The organism is Nocardia sp. NPDC051990 (assembly GCF_040680755.1).
Lineage (GTDB): Bacteria > Actinomycetota > Actinomycetes > Mycobacteriales > Mycobacteriaceae > Nocardia.
In genome coordinates, this window is record NZ_JBFAXH010000001.1 from 389,604 (window position 1) to 407,396 (window position 17,793).

The window sequence follows — 17,793 nt, forward strand, 5'->3', positions numbered from 1 at the left end:
TTATCATTGCGCAGCTGGCTGTGGCAGGGTGCGACACATCCGCCGCGGCACGACCCGATCATGACCCTGTGGTCATGACCGACGCGGGCGCAGTCCGCGGGAACCGGGACAAGGGACTGGTCCGGTTCCAGGGCATCCCCTACGCCGCCGCACCAGTCGGTGAGCATCGCTGGCAGGCACCACAACAGCCGAGCGCCTGGGAAGGCACCCGTGATGCCACGCAGTCGGGTCCGGTCTGTATCCAGCCGCAAGCGCCCGAGATGCCGGAAAATGTTGCGCAGAGCGAGGATTGCCTGACCCTCGACGTGACCGCCCCCGCCGGACAGAACAAGAAGCGGCCGGTTCTGGTCTGGATTCCCGGCGGCGGGTTCATTACCGGCGCCGGCTCGATCTATGATCCGGCTCGGCTGGTACGGTCCGGCGACATCGTGGTCGTCACGGTCAACTACCGGCTGGGAATATTCGGCTTCTACTCACATCCGGAACTGGGCGACAGCAACTTCGGCCTGCAGGATCAGGTGGCGGCCCTGCGCTGGGTGCGCGCAAATATCTCGCAGTTCGGCGGTGATCCCGACCAGGTCACCCTGGCCGGTGCATCGGCCGGAGCGATGAGCGCCTGCACCCTCATGACATCGCCGCCGGCTCGCGGCTTGTTCCAACGTGCGATCGTGCAGAGCGGCTCGTGCCGCACCAGCCATCCGGCCGGGGCGTTCGGCGACGGGGTAGGCGCGATCTCGAGCTGGCAGCCACTGTCCACCATTCAGAGCGCCGGACATGATCTGGCACAACAGCTGTCGTGCCCGGACGTAAGCTGCCTGCGCGGAAAGACCACCGAAGAGCTCCTGCCGTACACAGCGATGTTCCCACTGGTGGCCTTTGGAACCGAACTCGTCCCCGATGAACCGGCCGAGGCCTTCGCCGCCGGACGGCAGGCGAATGTGCCACTGTTGCAGGGAAATACCAACGACGAGCATGTCGAGTTCATCCTGGGCGTCTATCCCGACGGCATCACCACCGACCAGTACTCGAAACTTCTGCGGACCGCGTTCGAGTCGGCCGCCGCAGAGGTGGAGCAGCAATACCCGGCAACCGAATTCAAGTCCCCGATCGCAGCGGCAAGCCGAGTACTCAGCGACCGCGATTGGATTTGTCCCTCCTGGCAGTCCGGTCGACAGCACGCTGAGAAAGCGCCCACCTATTCGTATGTGTTCACGGACCCGACGGCCCCCACTCCCGCCGGAAATCCGCTGCCCGAGATAGTGCAACCTGCCACCGCACACGGGTCCGACCTGTACTACGTGTTCGATTTCCCCGACGGACCGCAGCTCACCTCCGAGCAACAATCACTGGCCGCCCAGCTCGTCGGCTACTGGACCGCCTTCGTCCGCACCGGCGACCCCAACGGCGACGATCGTCCTGTCTGGCCGCGTCTTGCCGCGGACGACACTGCCCTCGAATTCGTTTCGGACGGCATTCGGCCCATCGACCTGCGCACCAGTCACCACTGCACCCTCTGGGATCTCTCCGCGGAGCGCTGACGATCCCACGTCATCGACGAAATCCGCTGGTACGCGGCACCTTACAGTCCTGGTACCAGCGGATTTCGTCGATCGAGCACCGATATGGCCGCGCTACAGCAGTGGACCGCGCATCCAGCGCTGACGATAGGGCCGCTCCGGAGCTCGTCGGCGCATTCCACGATACCGGTCAGTTCCTGCACACACAGTCCTCCTGATCGATGCGATGGGGATGTCGGCGCGCCGGCGTAAGCGGACGGCGCGCGCGTCCTGCTCCTGCCAGCGCCCCGCCGAGACCCCGGCAGTACCACTCTGCGACGGTTCGGTTGGGTGCAGCGGGCCAGATCACCGCCGGAACACCTGCTCGGACACCGAGATTTGGCGTCTACCAGCACAAATGCAACTTGTAACCTTAAGACATCACATGGCACCAGTGGCAACTCGCGTATCCGATCGAGAGCAGAATCGGCACGTCCCGCGCTGCCGCTTCGGCTAACGCCTGGGCGTCCCACTCCCGCCAGTCCACCGGATTCCCAGCATGCTGACGCAGGTAAGGTGATGTCGCACTAGCCAATCGGTTCACACCCATCAACCTCCTATACCAAGCCGGCTCACTACACGCTCCGCCCACTTCGCCTCGACCCGCCGGGCTCGGAGTTGCCGGAATGGCAAAATCTGCCCTGCCACCGCACCCGCGCACTCATGGGCCATCACATGAAGAGTAGTGCGCCATAACCCGACGAAGTACCCGGCGAGTTGCGGCGGCTGCACAGTTAGCGCGATCACTGTGGACTTGGACAGTGCGCAGGCGGTCCGCCGAGGAGAACATTGCGGGTGCCGATGTCGGGGTGGGTGAATGCCAGGAACGCGTGAGCTTCTCGGTTTCGGATCAGATGAGCTCGGGCAGCGCGCTGCGGGCCACGCCCGGCCATCGGGTGAGCGCGTCGGTCAGCGCGTGGTGGTCGAGCGGTTCGGCGACCGGGTGCACCCAGGCGACATAACCGTCGGGCCGGACGAGTACGGCATCGACGGCGGGCATGTCACCGAACACCGGCAGGTGCCACTGCCCACCGGACTCGCCGCAGGCGAGCCGCGCATCGATGTAGTCCACGCGCGCTGCCCACGGGCCCGGGGTGCCGGTCAATCCGGTGGTGCCGAGGTTGATCAGCAGGGGACGCTCAGCGTCGCGAACGACCATCCGAACAACACGTGAGTCCAACGCCGTTCGCTCTGTTCTCGATGCCGGTCTAGAGGGAGCCGCTCGGCTGCATGCGGCCGTCGGAATCGAGCGCCACGACAGTATCGATGCCGATCCTGCGCAGGAACGGGTAGTCGTGACTGACGATCAGCAGCGCGCCACGGTAGGCCGCCAGGGCCTCGACGAGCTGGTCGACGCTGGCGATGTCGAGGTTGTTGGTCGGCTCGTCGAGGATCAGCAGCTGGGCGGGGGGATCGGCGAGCAGCAAGCGCGCCAAGGAGACGCGGAAGCGTTCCCCGCCCGACAGTGTCGAGACCGGCCGGTCGACACTGCTGCCACGCAGCAGCAGCCGGGCCAGCTGATTGCGGATGGTGGCGGGCGGGATGGTCGGCGCCACCGCGTGGACGTTCTCGAGCGCGCCGGCCTGCTCGTCGAGTCCGTCCAGGCGTTGCGGGAGATACCCGACCCGGTCGGTGAACAAGATGGCGCGTCCGGGATCGCGACCGTGGATCAGGTTCTCGATCAGCGTCGACTTGCCGGCTCCGTTGGGGCCGACCACGGCGACTCGCTCCGGGCCCTGGATGACTACCCGCCGGTCACCGTCGCGCAGTTCGGCGATGCGCCGGCTGCGCGGCACGTCGGGATCGGGCAGCACGAGGTGGATGTGTTCCTCGCGGCGGACGCGGGCTGCCGCGGAATCCAGGACATCCTGGGCCGCACGGACTTTCGCGTCGGCAGTGGTGCGCATCGCGCCAGCGGAGGCCTGCGCCTTGCTGGCGCGGTTGCCCGCCAGGATCCGGGGGATGCCGCCGTTCTGCTGGGTGGCCCGGCCCGTGCGCTCACGCCTGGCCAGCTTGGTCTCGGCCTCGATGCGCTGGCGTTTCTCGACCTTCAACGCCTGCTCAGCGGTGCGCGCCGCCTGCGCAGCCGCCGCCTGTTCCTGCTCGACGTACTGCTTCCAGGCGCTGTAGGGGCCGCCGAAGACCTCCAGTGTCGTGCCGTGCAGTTCCGCGGTGGCATCCATGTGCTCCAGGAGCTCTAAATCGTGGCTGACCACCACGAGGGTGCCCGGCCACGAGTCCACGAATTCGGTGAGTTTGGCGCGGGTTTCGCGGTCGAGGTTGTTCGTGGGCTCGTCGAGCAGGGTGATCGGCGTGCGCCGGATCCGCAGGCCCGTGATCGCGACGAGAACGGCTTGGCCGCCGGATATTTCACCTACCTCGCGGTCGAGATCTACCGCGCTGAAACCGATTTCGTGCAACGACTCGTCGGCGCGGGCTTCGATGTCCCAGTCGTCGCCGATCGTCTCGAAGTGCTTCTCATCGGTTTCCCCGTTTTCGATCGCGCGCATGGCCGCGAGTTTGCTCGCGATACCGAGCAATTGGGCGATGGTGGCGTCGCGGCCCAGCGTGAGTGTCTGCGGCAGATAGCCCACCTCGCCGGCGGTTTCGATTCGCCCGGATGTCGGGGTCAGAATTCCGGCGATCAGCCGCAGCAGCGTCGATTTGCCGGCGCCGTTGCGGCCGACCAAGCCGGTTCTCCCGCTGGTGAAGGCGCCGTTGACCCGGGAGAGCGCGACGGTTCCGTCGGGCCATTCGAACGACAGGTTCTGTAGTGCGATCGTCGATTGCATGGACATGGACATGACTCGGTTGACTCCTCCTGCTCGCCGCGGAAACGGCCGCGAAGCATGACGCCCGGATCGCGGTGAGCACGGGCGCGTGGGATTTCAGACTTTGCGGATGCAGGCGAAGGCGAGGCCGGCGTGAGCACGGGCATGAACGGCCACCGACGTCATGGGTCGGCACGGTGGACAGTGCCCGCGACAACGCTCAATCGAGCACGCGGAAGGCACATTCGAACACAGAGGCGAATGCGCAATCAGGGGCGCCGCCTTCGACCGGGCGGCTAGAGTCTGTCAACCTCGATGAGCACGAGAGCACACTACCATCCGGCATATATGGGGTAAGGGGCCAGACCCTGGGCGCGGGCGGCAATGACCGAGCCCGCGACGCGCGCCTGGTACTTGCCCTCGCTTACGCGCGGGTCTTTCGGTCCGGCATGCTCGCGGCGACCTCGCGCCGTGATCTCAGGTCGAGCTTGGCGAGGATATTCGACACGTGGGACTGAACTGTGCGGTGCGACACGAACATTTGCGCCGCGATGCTGGAGTTGGAGCAGCCGTCGGCGACGAGCGCGGCGACCTTGCGCTCGGTATCGGTCAGCGCCGCCCAGCCGGATTTGGGCCGGTTGCGCCGACCGCGAACACCTCGCCGAATGTCGTATGGCCGCACGCGTGCGACCGTGCGTGCGGTATCCCACGATGCGCCGAGTCGACTGTAGATCCCTATCGCGGTGTCCAGCGAACAGCGGGCGTCGATATCGCGCCCGGCCGCGGCGAGCAGCACGGCGGCGTTCTCATGTGCCTGCGCCTCGTAGAGCAACCGCCCGGACCGCTGGAATGCCTCGGCCGCCGCCAGCAGGCGATGGGAATCGCGCTCGGCCAGACCTCGACACAGCAGCGCTGTTCCACTCCTGGAGGCGGTCGGCTGGCGCGCCACGAGTTCGTCGGCGCCGGCCGCTACCGACCGCGCCGCATCCGTATCGCCGAGTTCCGCGGCCAGTCGAGCGATATCCGGGAAAATGTAGTACAGCGTCGCCGCGGCCGAATGGTCGGCCATTCGCTCGTAGGTATCGACGAGCAGCTTCAAGGCGAGGTCCGGATGGCCGTGTGCCTCGTGCGTCAATGCTTTGGCCCACTGGTGCAGGTGCGCGTGACCGGTGGCGCCAACGAGGTCGTCCGGTATAGGGATACTGTCCACGTCCGGCAGGAATGTGCCGCGGTGAATACCGATCAGCGCGGCCAGGCTACGCGCGACCGTCGAGTACCCGAGGACGTCGGGCGCCGCGGTGTTCGCGCCGCATTCGGCCACCGCGTCATCCCAGCGACCGTTCAGCAGGTAGAGCCGTGCCTTGGCAAACAGGTTCGAGGACGAGTACACGTCAGGGACACCGCGGTTGTGCGCTATCGCCTGCTTCAACACGTCTTCGGCGTCGGTCAGGCGATCGAGCTCGATCAGACAGTGCGCTCGCAGCCCGTATGGATCGAACTGGTCCGGTCCGATACTGGGGATCCGAATGCTCAGCGCCAGCGCCTCGGCATCGGCCATTCGGCCCCGGGCATGGCGGGCTTGGGCGAGCAGCCAGCGCATTTCGATATCGTTGCCGTGCTCCGACCGCGCAACCCACGCCTCTGCCTCGGCGATTCGGCCGCTCCAGAGCAGCGCCTTGGTATACCGGCGGATCAGCTGTGCATCATCGGACTCGGTCGTCGCGCGCCGCAACAGCCGCACCGCCAGCTCGGGTGCTCGAAAGGCCAGTTTGTCGGCCACGGCTACCAGCCAGTCGATGCTGGTGTGATCCAGTTCCTGGTCGGCGACCGCCAGATAATAGGCGATCCGCTCGATCGGCGCGTTGGTCGTCTGCAGGACCCGTCCAGCCCTGCGCAGCAGACCAGCGCGCACCGTGGCAGGCAGCTGATCGGCCAGCACGAGCCGGATCAATTCATGCCGGAACATCACTTCGGAGTCGACAAGTGCGAGCAGTCCGGTCGTCATCGCGTCACTGACGACGCTCCACACATCCAGGAGGGGGCGGTCCAGAATCGCCGCCAATTCAGTGACGTCGACGACCGGGCCGAGCGCGGCGGCGGTCGGCAGCACCTGCCATGCCCGACGCGGCAGAAAGTCCAACTTCCGCGAAATCTCCTGCGCGAGTGTGGTGGACGGGCGCTGCCCGTCGACCGCCTCGGTAATCTCGGCGGTGTCGGCGATGACCGTAATCGCCTGCTCGCGCAACAAGGCGGCCACCAATTCGGTGAGGTAGCGCGGATTGCCGCTTGCACCAGCCACCTCCCGCATCAAGCCACGGCCGGGGGTGGTACCGACGATCTGCGACACCAATTGCGCCGCTGCCTCGTCGGACAACCCGCCGAGCCGGATCAGCGGGGCGCGGCGTTCGACGAGTTCGCCCGCTAATACGGTGAACGCCGAGTCCTGAGGCTGTGGGCGGGCACCGAGCACCAGCAGTAGCGGCAGCTCATCGATGCGGGCGCACAGCCGCTGCAGTACGGACGCGCTCGACGTGTCGACCCAATGGACGTCGTCCATGATCAGCGCGAGCGGGCCGGCGGCGCACCAGGTTTCGATGTGCTCGAAGATCCTCTCGGCGATGACGATCGGGGGCCTTGCCGCGGCGTCACCCGCCCGATCGTCGCTGTCGAGCAGGGCCCGGATCGAATCTGTCCCCGGCGTGTCGGTGTTGTCGAGCCAGCAGAGCAGCGCGGCGAACGGGACGGTCTGCTGTAGTTCTCTGGCGGCCCCGAGTCGACTATGCAGACCCGCCGCCGTGAACCGCGCCCTGGCCGCGTCCAAGAGAATCGTCTTTCCGATACCTGGTTCGCCCTGCACCAGCACCACGGCGCCCCGCCCCGCGGCGGCGCGGCGCGCGAGCGCGGCCAGCATCTCGATCTCACCGTCACGACCGATGACCACTGTCGTGCCGGATTCCTGCGCAGGCCGCGTCGTCACCGAACTGCGCACACTGAAGCCCGATAACCGAATCCGACCGAATCCGGCATCACGTCGGCATACCCGGAGGGATGACGACTCGCACCACCACACAATCGACAAACGTCTGCGGCGCCCCCATCGCCGCGGAGTCGACGCCTATGGCGCATGGACCGGTCGCCACCAGCGTGTATTCGAAGCTGCGCCAACGACTTCCGACGCCCCTCAGCCAAGGGACCTCCCCCGCGGACGCCGCTCGAGGTCGGTCATGGCCGCGGCGGCTCATTCTGGTCGGCGACGCCGCTGAGGGCGTAACAGAAAACGAACGGCACCGCACCGTCGTTGAACCATGCCGATCACGATTCTGCGCATGTGAACTCCTGATTGTCGTCCGCAACCAGCTGAATGGGTCGGTACCGATAGCTGGGCCGACCCTGGCCTCAGCTATCCGGACGGTAGCCGCCGCCCGCGCGGCCCCGCTCGTCCCGAAGCGCAAAAGCATTGTCCGAGCGCGCAGAACTCGAAACCCGAGAATGCTTGGTCGAGCGGTGCATTCGCGCGGTTCTGCAGTACGCTTCGCTAGAGTTGGGGTCGGCGCCGGGGCCACCGATGATCGTCGAGTCGGAGGCGTATTCATGAATCAAGCGGCCATCCCCGGCTCCGCCACGACAAATGTGGTGGATCCACATGAGCGAACCGAGTACTGGGCCGATCTGATCAGCACATACCACTGTCGGCTCGGCTACCGATTCCCTAGCCGCACCGACTTCCGCGGGAACACCCAACTGCGGCGCACCGACACCTACCAGCTCGTCGGGTGGACATCGGATGCCGTCACCTACCTGCGCAACCCGAGCCACATCCGCGCCGACCCCGATGACGACTACCGGCTGATCGTTCCTTTCTCCGGGCAGGTGTCCTTCCACACCGACGACGGGTACGGGATCATCACCCCGGGAACCATGTGCCTGGCGGTCGTCGACCGCCCCTACGAAATGTCCATGTCCGACGGCACGCGCGGGATGATCATCACCATTCCGCGCAAGGAGATCAAACATCGCCTCAACCGCGTCGTTCCACCCAACCAGCCGCTGGATCTCACGACCGGGCTCGGACGGGTGACCGACGGGATCCTCGGCGGCCTGCGTACCGAATCCGCCGCACTCACCGACCTCCAATTCGACAGCGTCTCCGAACGGCTGGTGGATCTGCTCTGCATGCAGATACTCGGTGAACCGGCGAGCTCGCCCACCCAGCTCGCCCATGTCGAAGCGACCGCTCGCCGGTTTATCCACGACCATGCCGGAGATCCGGGCCTCACCGGCACCCGCGTCGCCATTGCGCTCGGCTGGTCACTGCGTCAAATTCAACTCGCGTTCAGCAATGCCGGCACCACACCCAGCGAAGTCATCCGGGAGGAACGCCTTCGGTTGGCGCGCGACCGTCTGCGCAGCCCCGCCTACCAACATCGAAGTATCACCGATATCGCAGCGGACCTGGGCTTCGGTTCGATCAGCAGCTTCAGCAAGGCCTTCCGCCGACGCTTCGACACCACTCCCGGCCAACTCCGCGAGGACTGGCGGGCCGACCCCGCCCCTGCCACACCGATTTCCGGAGCGACCAGCTAGCACGATCACGCTATCGTCGCAGCGTGGATTCCCTGCGCCAGCTGCGGTACTTCGTCGCCGTCGCCGAAGAACTGCATTTCGGGCGAGCGGCCGAACGCCTCGGCATTGCGCAGCCGCCGCTGAGTCAGCGTATTCGCAAACTCGAACAGGATCTCGGTGCGCGGCTGTTCGACCGGGACAGTCGACGTGTCGAACTCACCGAGGCGGGCCAGATCCTGCTCGTCGAGGCCCGTGATCTGCTCGCCCGCTGGGATCGGGCGCAACGGCTGGTGGGTAAGGCACATCGGGGTGAGATCGATGCATTGCGGGTCGGTGTCCCACCTGAACTGGCCGGACGGGTGCTCGCGGCGATCCTGACGGCATTCGAAAGCCGTGACGTCCGAGTCGATCTACAGGAACTGACCACCGCCGAACAGATCCGGCTGCTCGCCGACCGCCAACTCGACGCCGGACTGCTGCAACATCCGGTCGATGTGGTCGGCCTCGAGCTCGGCCCCGAGGTCGAGACACCGCTGGGCGTGGTGCTGCCCCGCGATTCGCCGCTGGCCACGCACGCCGCGCTCACCCTCGCCGACCTGGCCGGCCACGGTCTGGTGATCTTTCCGCGGGCCGCCGCGCCCGGACTCTACGACGCGACCCTACGCACCTGCTGGGAGCACGGCTTCCGGCCCACCCGTGTGCAGCACGCCCGCAATCCCGAATTCGTACTCGGCATGGTGCTTTCCGGCCGCGGCGTCGCCTTCGACCAGGGCATGGTCGCGCAAAAGGAACCGCGCGTGGTCTGGCGACCGCTGACCGATGCCCTGAGCTGGCGGCTCTCGCTGGCCTGGCCGGCCGCGGCACCGCATCCGCTGGTCCGCGAACTGGCCGAGCTCATCGTGACGGTCATCCAGGGCGATGGCGCATCGCGGCCAGCGCCCGCTCAGGAGGTGGCGCAGCGGCCGTGGAATGTCGTATTCGGCAGATCGTGACGGATGCGCTGAATCGCCGACCGCGCTGCGGCACCGATCGCGTGATCCACCTCGGGCAGTCGCTGGGCGAGCGTATCCGCCCTGGTGAATACCGCTACGGCATAACGACTTCCGCCGGGGTACGCCACTACGCCGATCTCATTGCGAATCGCGGGCAGTGATCCGGTCTTGCCCCACACCGCCACCTCGGGCGGGAAGGCCGCGGCGAGCCGGTGCCAGTTGAGCTGCTGGCCCATCAGGTCGCGCACCCACTGGCAGGCGGCGGGATCGCCCGCGCGGTCCTGGCCGAGCAGGATGAGCAGGCGGGTCATATCGCGCGGCGTGCTCGCGGTGGTGCGCAGCGGGTCCATAGCACGGGTGCCCAGCACTTCCGACACGCTCAGGGTCGGGAAGCGCCGCGCGAATTCGGCCGTATCGGATGCGCCGATATCCTCCGCCATGGTCTGCACGACGTATCTGGGCGCACCGACGATCCGGGTCTCGGTGAGCCCCAATTCGCGCACCAGCGAGCGCACATTGTCCAGGCCGACGCGATCGAATAGCAGGTCGGCGGCGGTATTGTCGCTCACGGTCAGCGCGAAGAACGCGGCATCGCGCAGGCTGAACTCGACATCGTCGAGACATCCGGCGGTGCCGACGCCACCGAGCCGGTCCGCCGCGAGCGCCCGCACCCGATCGGTCGGGTCGAGCTGACCCGCCGCCACCTGACGAGCGAACTCCAGCACCAGCGCCACCTTCACCACCGACGCCAGCACCACAGGTTCGTCGGCGCCGAACCCCACCTCACCAGCACAATCGAAACATCTGGCGTGCACCCAACCGCGCACACCGGCCTTACGGAAGATCTCCTTCACGACTGCCAAAACTTCCATACGGGACGGCTCCGGGGCAGCTTGACTCTCCCGCCGATAGAAGGTTCACGCTCGTCAGCGTCCGAGATGTCGATACCGAAGGGCTCACGATGCGACTACCCCACTGACGAAGTCGGACGGGTAAACGCGACAGCGGCCGCCCGAGATTTCGGACGGCCGCTGCGACATCAGGTTTTATCAGGCCCGTCGTCGGATTCGATGTCCTTCTTGTCGAGCCGGGCGATACCGGGTTCGGTGCCCTCGTCGGCCGCCTGATCCGGTTCCGGATGTTCGGGCTCGAAGGTCGTGGGCAGGCCCTTGATATGCCGGTTCATCGAACGCACCAGCAGAACCGTCCCGGCGAGCAACACCAGAATGATCACCAGACCGAGCGGCGACGCCTTACCGAATTCGGGTCCGGTAGGCGTGCCGGGAGTTTGCGCGAGGAAAACCAACATCACCGGTGCTCGTCTTCGATACCGGCGAACAGATCGGTCTCCGGCAGCGTGGATTCGACCCTGGACTTGGCCAGCTCGAACTCCTCGGTGGGCCAGAGCCGCTGCTGCATTTCCATCGGAATCGCGAAGAACGCGCCGTTGGGATCGATCTGCGTCGCGTGCGCGCGCAGCGCGTCATCACGCAGCGGGAAGTATTTGGCGCATTCGATCTGGGTGGTCACCCTGGTCATACCGTCCGGACGGCCCTGTCGGTAGGCGCGGGTGCGTTCCAGCCACTCCTGCAGCGGGAACGGCTCACCGATCCGGTCGTATTCGGCGGCGAAGATATCCAGGCGCGCCATGGTGAAGCCGTGGTCGTAGTAGATCTTCAGTGGCTGCCACGGCTCGCCCGCGTCCGGGAAGCGCTCCGGATCGCCGGCGGCCTCGAACGCGGCCATCGATACCTCGTGGCAGCGGATGTGATCCGGATGCGGATATCCGCCGTTCTCGTCATAGGTGGTCATCACATGCGGCTTGAACTCGCGAACCACCCGGACCAGCGCCTCGACGGCCTCCTCCAGTGGGACCAGCGCGAAACTGCCCTCCGGTAGCGGCGGCGGCGGGTCGCCCTCGGGCAGGCCCGAGTCGACGAAACCGAGCCAGGTCTGGCGCACACCGAGCGCGGCGGCCGCGGCCTCCATCTCCTCGCGCCGGATCTCATCGATCCGCTCCAGCACGCCGGGGGTATCCATCGCCGGGTTGAGGATGCTGCCGCGTTCGCCGCCAGTCAGCGTGACGATAAGGACATCATGGCCCTCGTCGGCATACCGCGCGGTCGTCGCGGCGCCCTTGCTGGATTCATCGTCGGGGTGCGCATGAACCGCCATGAGCCGGAACCCACTCACGTCTCGTTCACCTCATCAACCACCGTCATACCTCGTACTCTCCGCCGCCGGGGTCCGATCTACCTGTCCCTATAGTTCCATTCGACAGACTTTTGTTCCGACATACCCCCCGGAGTGAGACGGCATGAGTGAAACGCCCAGTGACACGCCGATCGACCGACATGCCGACCGGTACGGAACCGCGCCACGCCCGAAGCGCCGATGGATTCCGTTCGCTCTGGGCGCGGTCGTGCTCGCCGCGGGTCTCGGGGTCGCCTACATCGGCTTCCAGAAGTACGGACCGGGGGATATCGACGCCGAACAGCTCGGTTACACCGTCGTCGACGACTCCACCATCTCGGTCCATCTCAAGGTCACCCGCAAGGATCCGCAGCAGCCGGTGGTGTGTTTCGTCCGCGCGATGGCCAGGGACGGGTCCGAATTGGGCCGTCGCGAGGTGCTGATCGAGCCGTCCGGCAGCGGCACCATCGAGCTGACGACCACCGTCCGCGCCTCTGCCCAGCCGGTCTCGAGCAGCATCTACGGCTGCAGCGACAATGTGCCGAAGTATCTGCGGGCGGGCTGACTCCGGGCGATATGCCACTGAGACCGTCCACAAAATGAACGCCGACCTGCATGTTTGTGATTCATGCTAAAATAGCGTGATACACGGTTCCGGGGCTCGGAGCCGTGTTTGCTGCATCGGCGGCCAGTGCTGTCAGTTCGGGATCCATGATTTGCCGGATCTGAAGCCTGTCGGGGTTCGATGAACTTCCCCAGGATGGCACTAGCCGTCGGCTGGTGCATGCCCGCCCCCTGTGGGCACTGCAGCGGACCAGGGAACCCGGCCCCGGCCGGGAACAACTACTAGGGAGTGATCGAGATGACTGAGACGCAAGTGACTTGGCTGACCCCGGAGTCGCACGACAGGCTCAAGGGTGAACTCGACGCGCTCATCGCCAATCGTCCGGTCATCGCTGCCGAGATCAACGAGCGCCGCGAAGAGGGCGACCTCAAGGAAAACGGCGGATATCACGCCGCGCGCGAGGAGCAGGGTCAGCAGGAGGCGCGCATCCGGCAGCTGCAGGAGCTGCTGAACAACGCCAATGTCGGCGTTGCGCCCACCAAGTCCGGCGTCGCACTGCCGGGTTCGGTCGTCAAGGTCTACTACGACGGTGACGAATCCGACACCGAGACCTTCCTCATCGCGACGCGCGAAGAGGGTCTCAACGATTCCAAGCTCGAGACCTACTCGCCGAATTCGCCACTCGGTGGCGCGCTCATCGATGCGAAGGTCGGCGACACCCGTGAGTACACGCTGCCGAACGGCAAGATCATGAAGGTGACGTTGGTCAGCGCCGAGCCGTACCACAGCTGATCTCGGGCCGGGCACCCTTCCTGAAGCCATGAAGAACGGCCGCATCCGGAAAGTACGGATGCGGCCGTTCTTCGTTTCCATAGCTAGTTCGCCAGTGCCTGTTCGATATCGCCCAGCAGATCGCCGACGTCTTCGATGCCAACCGAGAGCCGCACCAGATCGTCCGGAACTTCCAGCTGCGAGCCCGCGGTGGAGGCGTGCGTCATGGCGGCTGGATGCTCGATCAGGGACTCCACACCGCCGAGCGATTCGGCGAGAGTGAAGATCTTGGTGCGCGAGCAGAGCTCCTGCGCCGCATCCCGACCGCCGTTGAGCCGGACCGAGATCATGCCGCCGAAGCGCTTCATCTGCTTATCCGCGATGGCGTGGCCCGGATGCTCGGCCAGGCCGGGATAGATGACCTGCGCGATGGCCGGATGCCCGGTCAGGAATTCGGCGATGGTCTCGGCGTTGTCGCAATGCCGATCCATCCGCACCGCGAGGGTTTTAGTGCCACGCAGGGTGAGGAAGGCGTCGAACGGGCCGGGTACCGCACCCGCACCGTTCTGTAGGAAGGCGAATGCCGCATCGAGTTCCGGATCGTTGGTAATCAACGCGCCGCCGACGACATCGGAATGCCCGCCGAGGTACTTGGTGGTCGAATGCGTGACGATATCGGCGCCGAGCAGCAGCGGCTGCTGCAGGTACGGCGTGGCAAAGGTGTTGTCCACCACCAGTTTCGCGCCCGCGACATGCGCGACCTCGGCAAGCGCCGGAATATCGCCGATACTCAGCAGCGGGTTGGTGGGGGTTTCGATCCAGATCAGTTTGGTGTTCGGGCGGATCGCGGCGCGCATCTCGTCGACATTGAACACATGCGCGGGCGAATGCTCGATGCCCCACTGGCTGAAGACCTTATCGATCAGCCGGAAGGTGCCGCCGTAGGCGTCGTCCGGAATGACGATGTGGTCACCGGGGCGCAGCGTGGCCCGCAGCGCACAGTCGGTGGCGGCCATGCCGGAGGCGAATGCGCGTCCGTAGCGGCCCGATTCGAGCGCGGCGAGGTTCGCCTCGAGGGCGGTCCTGGTCGGGTTGCCGGTGCGGCCGTATTCGTAGCCTTCGCGCAACCCGCCCACCCCGTCCTGGGCGAACGTCGAACTCGCGTAGATGGGCACGTTCACCGCACCGGTCCGCGCTTCGGGTTCGTATCCGGCGTGCACAGCTCTGGTGGAGAATCCCAGCTCAGCTGTATTCATTGTTCGTTCGCTGCGCTCGCTCATGGGGGTCAGCCTAGACCGGGGCGATCGGCGGGCTATCGGCCGGATCACCCGTTGCGCGCCGATCCCCGCTTTCGCCGCGGCGACGGCGGTAGGTTGAGCTCATGCTGAGCGTTGATGAACTGTTCGCGATCGATGCCCTGTTGACCGAGGACGAGCGCGAGATCCGCAATACCGTCCGCACGTTCGCCAACCATCGATTGCGGCCGCAGATCGCGGAATGGTTCGAGGCCGCGACGTTCCCGGCCCGTGAGCTCGCGCCGGAACTCGGCAATATCGGGTTGCTCGGTATGCACCTGGACGGCTACGGATGCGCGGGCCTGTCGGCGACCGCGTACGGTCTGGCCTGCCAGGAGCTCGAGGCGGTCGATTCGGGTGTGCGCAGCATGGTTTCGGTGCAGGGTTCGCTGGCCATGACCGCGATCCACAAATTCGGCTCGGAGGAGCAGAAGCAGCGGTGGCTGCCGGATATGGCGGCCGGGCGCGCCCTCGGTTGTTTCGGACTCACCGAACCGGATTTCGGGTCGAATCCGGCTGGCATGCGGACCAGGGCCAAACGCGACGGCGCCGACTGGGTGCTCAATGGCGCCAAGATGTGGATCACCAACGGGTCGGTGGCCGATATCGCGGTGGTGTGGGCACAGACCGAGGACGAGGGCAAGCAGGTGGTGCGCGGCTTCCTGGTCCCGGCAGGCACGCCCGGATTCACCGCTCGCGAGATGAAGCACAAGTTGTCGCTGCGCGCATCGGTGACGGCGGAGCTGGACTTCGACGATGTGCGGCTGCCCGCCGATGCGGTGCTGCCGCAGTCGCGCGGACTGAGTTCCCCGCTCGCCTGTCTGAGCGAGGCGCGGTTCGGCATTATCTTCGGCGCGCTCGGTGCGGCGCGCGACTGTCTGGCCACCACCATCGAGTACGCGCGGACCAGGGAGGTATTCGACAAGCCGCTGGCCGCCTACCAGCTGACCCAGGCGAAGCTCGCGGATATGGCGCTCGAATACGGCAAGGGGCAATTGCTCGCACTGCAGGTCGGCCGGTTGAAGGATCGCGGCGAGGTGCTGCCGGAGCAGATCAGCGCGGGCAAGTTGAACAGCACCCGGGAGGCCATCGCGATCGCCCGCGAATGCCGGACCATTCTCGGCGCGAACGGCATCACGCTGGACTATCCGGTGCTGCGGCATGCGAATAATCTCGAGTCGGTGCTCACGTATGAGGGCACTGCGGAGGTGCATCAGTTGGTGCTCGGAAAGGCGCTCACCGACTCGAATGCGTTTCGGTGACAGCCTCCTGCACGGTCGGACCAACGGGAATCGGTCGCCGCCTTCGGTGGACATCCGGTCGAGCCCGGCCAGGAGCATCCGGCTCATTCCGCTGGCGCACGCACTCGGCGACCTGCACCGGCAGTGGTACGGCGATCCCGTCGCGACCGCCGGAACCGTTTGCCGCCGAGCCGAACTCGTCTCCGCCATCGATACCTGGGTGATCACGCGAGTCCCGCGGCGGCGTTCGACCACGCACATCCGCACCGAATCCCTCGGCGCGACATAGATCGAATGGCCGCTGCGTATAGCTCGCACCCCCGCCGAACCGGGTAGCGCGATAAAGATCAGGTGGCGACAGCTGCCGCCACAGCTTCCATCTGATCTCGATCCAGCGGCTACGCGGCGGAGTTAGATGGAGCCGGTGCTGAGGAAGCCGAGGAGGTCGTGGCGGGTGATCACGCCGACCGGCTTGCCGTCTTCGACGACCATCAGTGCGTCGGTGTCGGACAGTGCCTTGGTTGCGGCCGAGATGGGCTCGCCCGAACCGATCAGGGGGAACGACGGGCTCATATGCTTGGCAACCGAGTCCGTCAGGTTCGCACGGCCTTCGAAGACCGCCGACAGCAGGTCCCGCTCGGTCACGCTGCCCGCGACCTCGCCCGCCATCACCGGTGGTTCAGCGCCGACGACCGGCATTTGCGAAACCCCGTACTCGCGCAGGATCTCGATCGCATCGCGCAGGGTCTCCGACGGATGGGTGTGCACCAGATCCGGCAGCGCACCCGACTTACCGCGCAGCACATCGCCGACCAAGGGCTCCGCCGCGCCGTCCAGTCGATCACGCAGGAAGCCGTATGAACTCATCCACTGGTCGTTGAAGATCTTCGACAGGTAGCCGCGGCCGCCATCGGGCAGCAGCACGACCACCAGCGCATCCGGGTCGCGACGGGCGACCTCGATGGCCGCGATCACCGCCATTCCGCAGGAGCCGCCGACCAGCAGGCCCTCCTCGCGCGCGAGTCGGCGGGTCATATCGAAGGAGTCGGCATCGGAGACCGCGATGATCTCGTCCGGCACGGCCGGGTCATAGGCCGCGGGCCAGAAGTCCTCGCCGACGCCCTCGACCAGGTACGGCCGACCGGTGCCGCCGGAGTACACCGAACCCTCGGGATCGGCGCCGATGATCTGCACCTTGCCGCCGGAGACCTCCTTCAGATACCGGCCGGCGCCGGTGATTGTGCCGCCGGTGCCGACGCCCGCCACGAAATGGGTGACCTTGCCGTCGGTATCGCGCCAGATCTCCGGGCCGGTGGTCTCGTAATGGCTGTCCGGGCCGCCCGGGTTGGAATACTGATCCGGCTTCCACGCGCCGTTGATCTCGCGGACCAGTCGGTCGGAGACGCTGTAGTAGCTGTCCGGGTGGTCCGGGGGCACCGCGGTCGGGCACACCACAACTTCGGCGCCATAGGCGCGCAGCACATTGCGCTTGTCCTCGCTGACCTTGTCCGGACAGACGAAGACGCAGTCGTAGCCGCGCTGCTGCGCGACCAGCGCGAGCCCGACGCCGGTATTACCGGAGGTCGGCTCCACAATGGTGCCGCCGGGCCGCAGTGCGCCGGAGGCCTCAGCCGCCTCGATCATCTTCACGGCGATGCGGTCCTTGGAGCTGCCGCCCGGATTCAGATATTCGATCTTGGCCGCGACAATGCCCGCATTGGGCCCCACCACCGAGTTCAATCGAACCAGCGGCGTATTGCCGATGAGGTCAACGACGTGATCAGCGATGCGCATGCCCCTATCGTTGCAGAAGAGGTTGGTATCGGTGCGCGCGCGTCTCGCGCGA

The 17,793-nt window shown here is 66.2% G+C and carries 15 protein-coding genes and 1 pseudogene; 7 read left to right on the forward strand and 9 right to left on the reverse strand.

Annotation, left to right across the window (positions count from 1 at the left end):
* The first annotated feature begins 74 nt into the window (after positions 1-74).
* Positions 75-1,538 (forward strand): carboxylesterase family protein, encoded by a 1,464-nt coding sequence (locus AB0L63_RS01860; RefSeq protein WP_364493209.1) that lies wholly within the window; start codon positions 75-77, stop codon positions 1,536-1,538.
* Between the two features lie 394 nt (positions 1,539-1,932).
* Here the strand turns inward: AB0L63_RS01860 and AB0L63_RS01865 are convergent.
* From AB0L63_RS01865 to AB0L63_RS01880, 4 genes and pseudogenes are all read right to left on the reverse strand, one after another.
* Positions 1,933-2,106 (reverse strand): annotated as a pseudogene (locus AB0L63_RS01865) (DUF255 domain-containing protein); the annotation flags it as partial.
* A 300-nt stretch (positions 2,107-2,406) separates the two neighbouring features.
* A complete protein-coding gene (locus tag AB0L63_RS01870) occupies positions 2,407-2,715 on the reverse strand; it encodes a hypothetical protein (protein ID WP_364493211.1) in 309 nt (102 codons plus the stop codon).
* 49 nt (positions 2,716-2,764) lie between these two features.
* Positions 2,765-4,354, reverse strand: a complete 1,590-nt coding sequence (locus AB0L63_RS01875) for an ABC-F family ATP-binding cassette domain-containing protein (protein ID WP_364493213.1) — start codon at positions 4,352-4,354, stop codon at positions 2,765-2,767.
* Between the two features lie 397 nt (positions 4,355-4,751).
* A complete protein-coding gene (locus tag AB0L63_RS01880) occupies positions 4,752-7,304 on the reverse strand; it encodes an AAA family ATPase (RefSeq protein WP_364493215.1) in 2,553 nt (850 codons plus the stop codon).
* 614 nt (positions 7,305-7,918) lie between these two features.
* Here AB0L63_RS01880 and AB0L63_RS01885 point away from each other — a divergent pair.
* Entirely contained in the window at positions 7,919-8,911 is a 993-nt protein-coding gene (locus tag AB0L63_RS01885) for a helix-turn-helix domain-containing protein (RefSeq protein ID WP_364493217.1), read from the forward strand.
* 23 nt (positions 8,912-8,934) lie between these two features.
* Entirely contained in the window at positions 8,935-9,882 is a 948-nt protein-coding gene (locus tag AB0L63_RS01890) for a LysR substrate-binding domain-containing protein (protein WP_364493219.1), read from the forward strand.
* Here the strand turns inward: AB0L63_RS01890 and AB0L63_RS01895 are convergent.
* The 3 genes from AB0L63_RS01895 to mca form a co-directional block, all read right to left on the reverse strand.
* A complete protein-coding gene (locus AB0L63_RS01895; protein WP_364493221.1) occupies positions 9,834-10,754 on the reverse strand; it encodes a serine hydrolase in 921 nt (306 codons plus the stop codon). The genes AB0L63_RS01890 and AB0L63_RS01895 overlap by 49 nt on opposite strands.
* 167 nt (positions 10,755-10,921) lie before the next feature.
* A complete protein-coding gene (locus AB0L63_RS01900; protein ID WP_364493980.1) occupies positions 10,922-11,191 on the reverse strand; it encodes a hypothetical protein in 270 nt (89 codons plus the stop codon).
* Complete coding sequence (mca, locus tag AB0L63_RS01905; RefSeq protein WP_364493223.1) at positions 11,191-12,057, reverse strand: mycothiol conjugate amidase Mca; 867 nt, start codon at positions 12,055-12,057, stop codon at positions 11,191-11,193. The genes AB0L63_RS01900 and mca overlap by 1 nt, the downstream gene beginning before the upstream one ends.
* 142 nt (positions 12,058-12,199) lie before the next feature.
* Between mca and AB0L63_RS01910 the strand changes: the two genes are divergently transcribed.
* Positions 12,200-12,640, forward strand: coding sequence for a DUF4307 domain-containing protein (locus AB0L63_RS01910; RefSeq protein WP_364493225.1), 441 nt, complete (start codon positions 12,200-12,202; stop codon positions 12,638-12,640).
* Positions 12,641-12,937: 297 nt separating this feature from the next.
* Positions 12,938-13,432: a transcription elongation factor GreA gene (greA, locus tag AB0L63_RS01915; protein WP_364493227.1), complete on the forward strand. Its 495-nt coding sequence runs from the start codon at positions 12,938-12,940 to the stop codon at positions 13,430-13,432.
* An 83-nt stretch (positions 13,433-13,515) separates the two neighbouring features.
* Here the strand turns inward: greA and AB0L63_RS01920 are convergent, their stop codons facing one another.
* The gene (locus AB0L63_RS01920) at positions 13,516-14,691 is read right to left on the reverse strand and encodes a cystathionine gamma-synthase (protein WP_364493229.1); all 1,176 of its coding nucleotides are present in this window, start codon (positions 14,689-14,691) and stop codon (positions 13,516-13,518) included.
* A gap of 101 nt (positions 14,692-14,792) precedes the next feature.
* Between AB0L63_RS01920 and AB0L63_RS01925 the strand changes: the two genes are divergently transcribed.
* Together AB0L63_RS01925 and AB0L63_RS01930 are read left to right on the forward strand one after the other, a co-directional pair.
* Positions 14,793-15,968, forward strand: coding sequence for an acyl-CoA dehydrogenase family protein (locus AB0L63_RS01925; protein WP_364493231.1), 1,176 nt, complete (start codon positions 14,793-14,795; stop codon positions 15,966-15,968).
* Between the two features lie 46 nt (positions 15,969-16,014).
* Entirely contained in the window at positions 16,015-16,236 is a 222-nt protein-coding gene (locus tag AB0L63_RS01930) for a hypothetical protein (protein ID WP_364493233.1), read from the forward strand.
* Positions 16,237-16,358: 122 nt separating this feature from the next.
* Here the strand turns inward: AB0L63_RS01930 and AB0L63_RS01935 are convergent, their stop codons facing one another.
* On the reverse strand, positions 16,359-17,741 hold the full coding sequence (locus AB0L63_RS01935) for a cystathionine beta-synthase (protein ID WP_364493235.1): 1,383 nt from the start codon (positions 17,739-17,741) through the stop codon (positions 16,359-16,361).
* Positions 17,742-17,793: the final 52 nt, after the last annotated feature.

Excerpts from the sequence above, each read along its gene's own strand:
- AB0L63_RS01860 (WP_364493209.1), top strand. The coding sequence starts at position 75 with ATGACCGACGCGGGCGCAGTCCGCGGGAACCGGGACAAGGGACTGGTC.
- AB0L63_RS01870 (WP_364493211.1), bottom strand. The coding sequence starts at position 2,715 with ATGGTCGTTCGCGACGCTGAGCGTCCCCTGCTGATCAACCTCGGCACC.
- AB0L63_RS01875 (WP_364493213.1), bottom strand. The coding sequence starts at position 4,354 with ATGTCCATGCAATCGACGATCGCACTACAGAACCTGTCGTTCGAATGG.
- AB0L63_RS01885 (WP_364493217.1), top strand. The coding sequence starts at position 7,919 with ATGAATCAAGCGGCCATCCCCGGCTCCGCCACGACAAATGTGGTGGAT.
- AB0L63_RS01895 (WP_364493221.1), bottom strand. The coding sequence starts at position 10,754 with ATGGAAGTTTTGGCAGTCGTGAAGGAGATCTTCCGTAAGGCCGGTGTG.
- AB0L63_RS01900 (WP_364493980.1), bottom strand. The coding sequence starts at position 11,191 with ATGTTGGTTTTCCTCGCGCAAACTCCCGGCACGCCTACCGGACCCGAA.
- mca (WP_364493223.1), bottom strand. The coding sequence starts at position 12,057 with ATGGCGGTTCATGCGCACCCCGACGATGAATCCAGCAAGGGCGCCGCG.
- AB0L63_RS01910 (WP_364493225.1), top strand. The coding sequence starts at position 12,200 with ATGAGTGAAACGCCCAGTGACACGCCGATCGACCGACATGCCGACCGG.
- greA (WP_364493227.1), top strand. The coding sequence starts at position 12,938 with ATGACTGAGACGCAAGTGACTTGGCTGACCCCGGAGTCGCACGACAGG.
- AB0L63_RS01920 (WP_364493229.1), bottom strand. The coding sequence starts at position 14,691 with ATGAGCGAGCGCAGCGAACGAACAATGAATACAGCTGAGCTGGGATTC.
- AB0L63_RS01925 (WP_364493231.1), top strand. The coding sequence starts at position 14,793 with ATGCTGAGCGTTGATGAACTGTTCGCGATCGATGCCCTGTTGACCGAG.
- AB0L63_RS01935 (WP_364493235.1), bottom strand. The coding sequence starts at position 17,741 with ATGCGCATCGCTGATCACGTCGTTGACCTCATCGGCAATACGCCGCTG.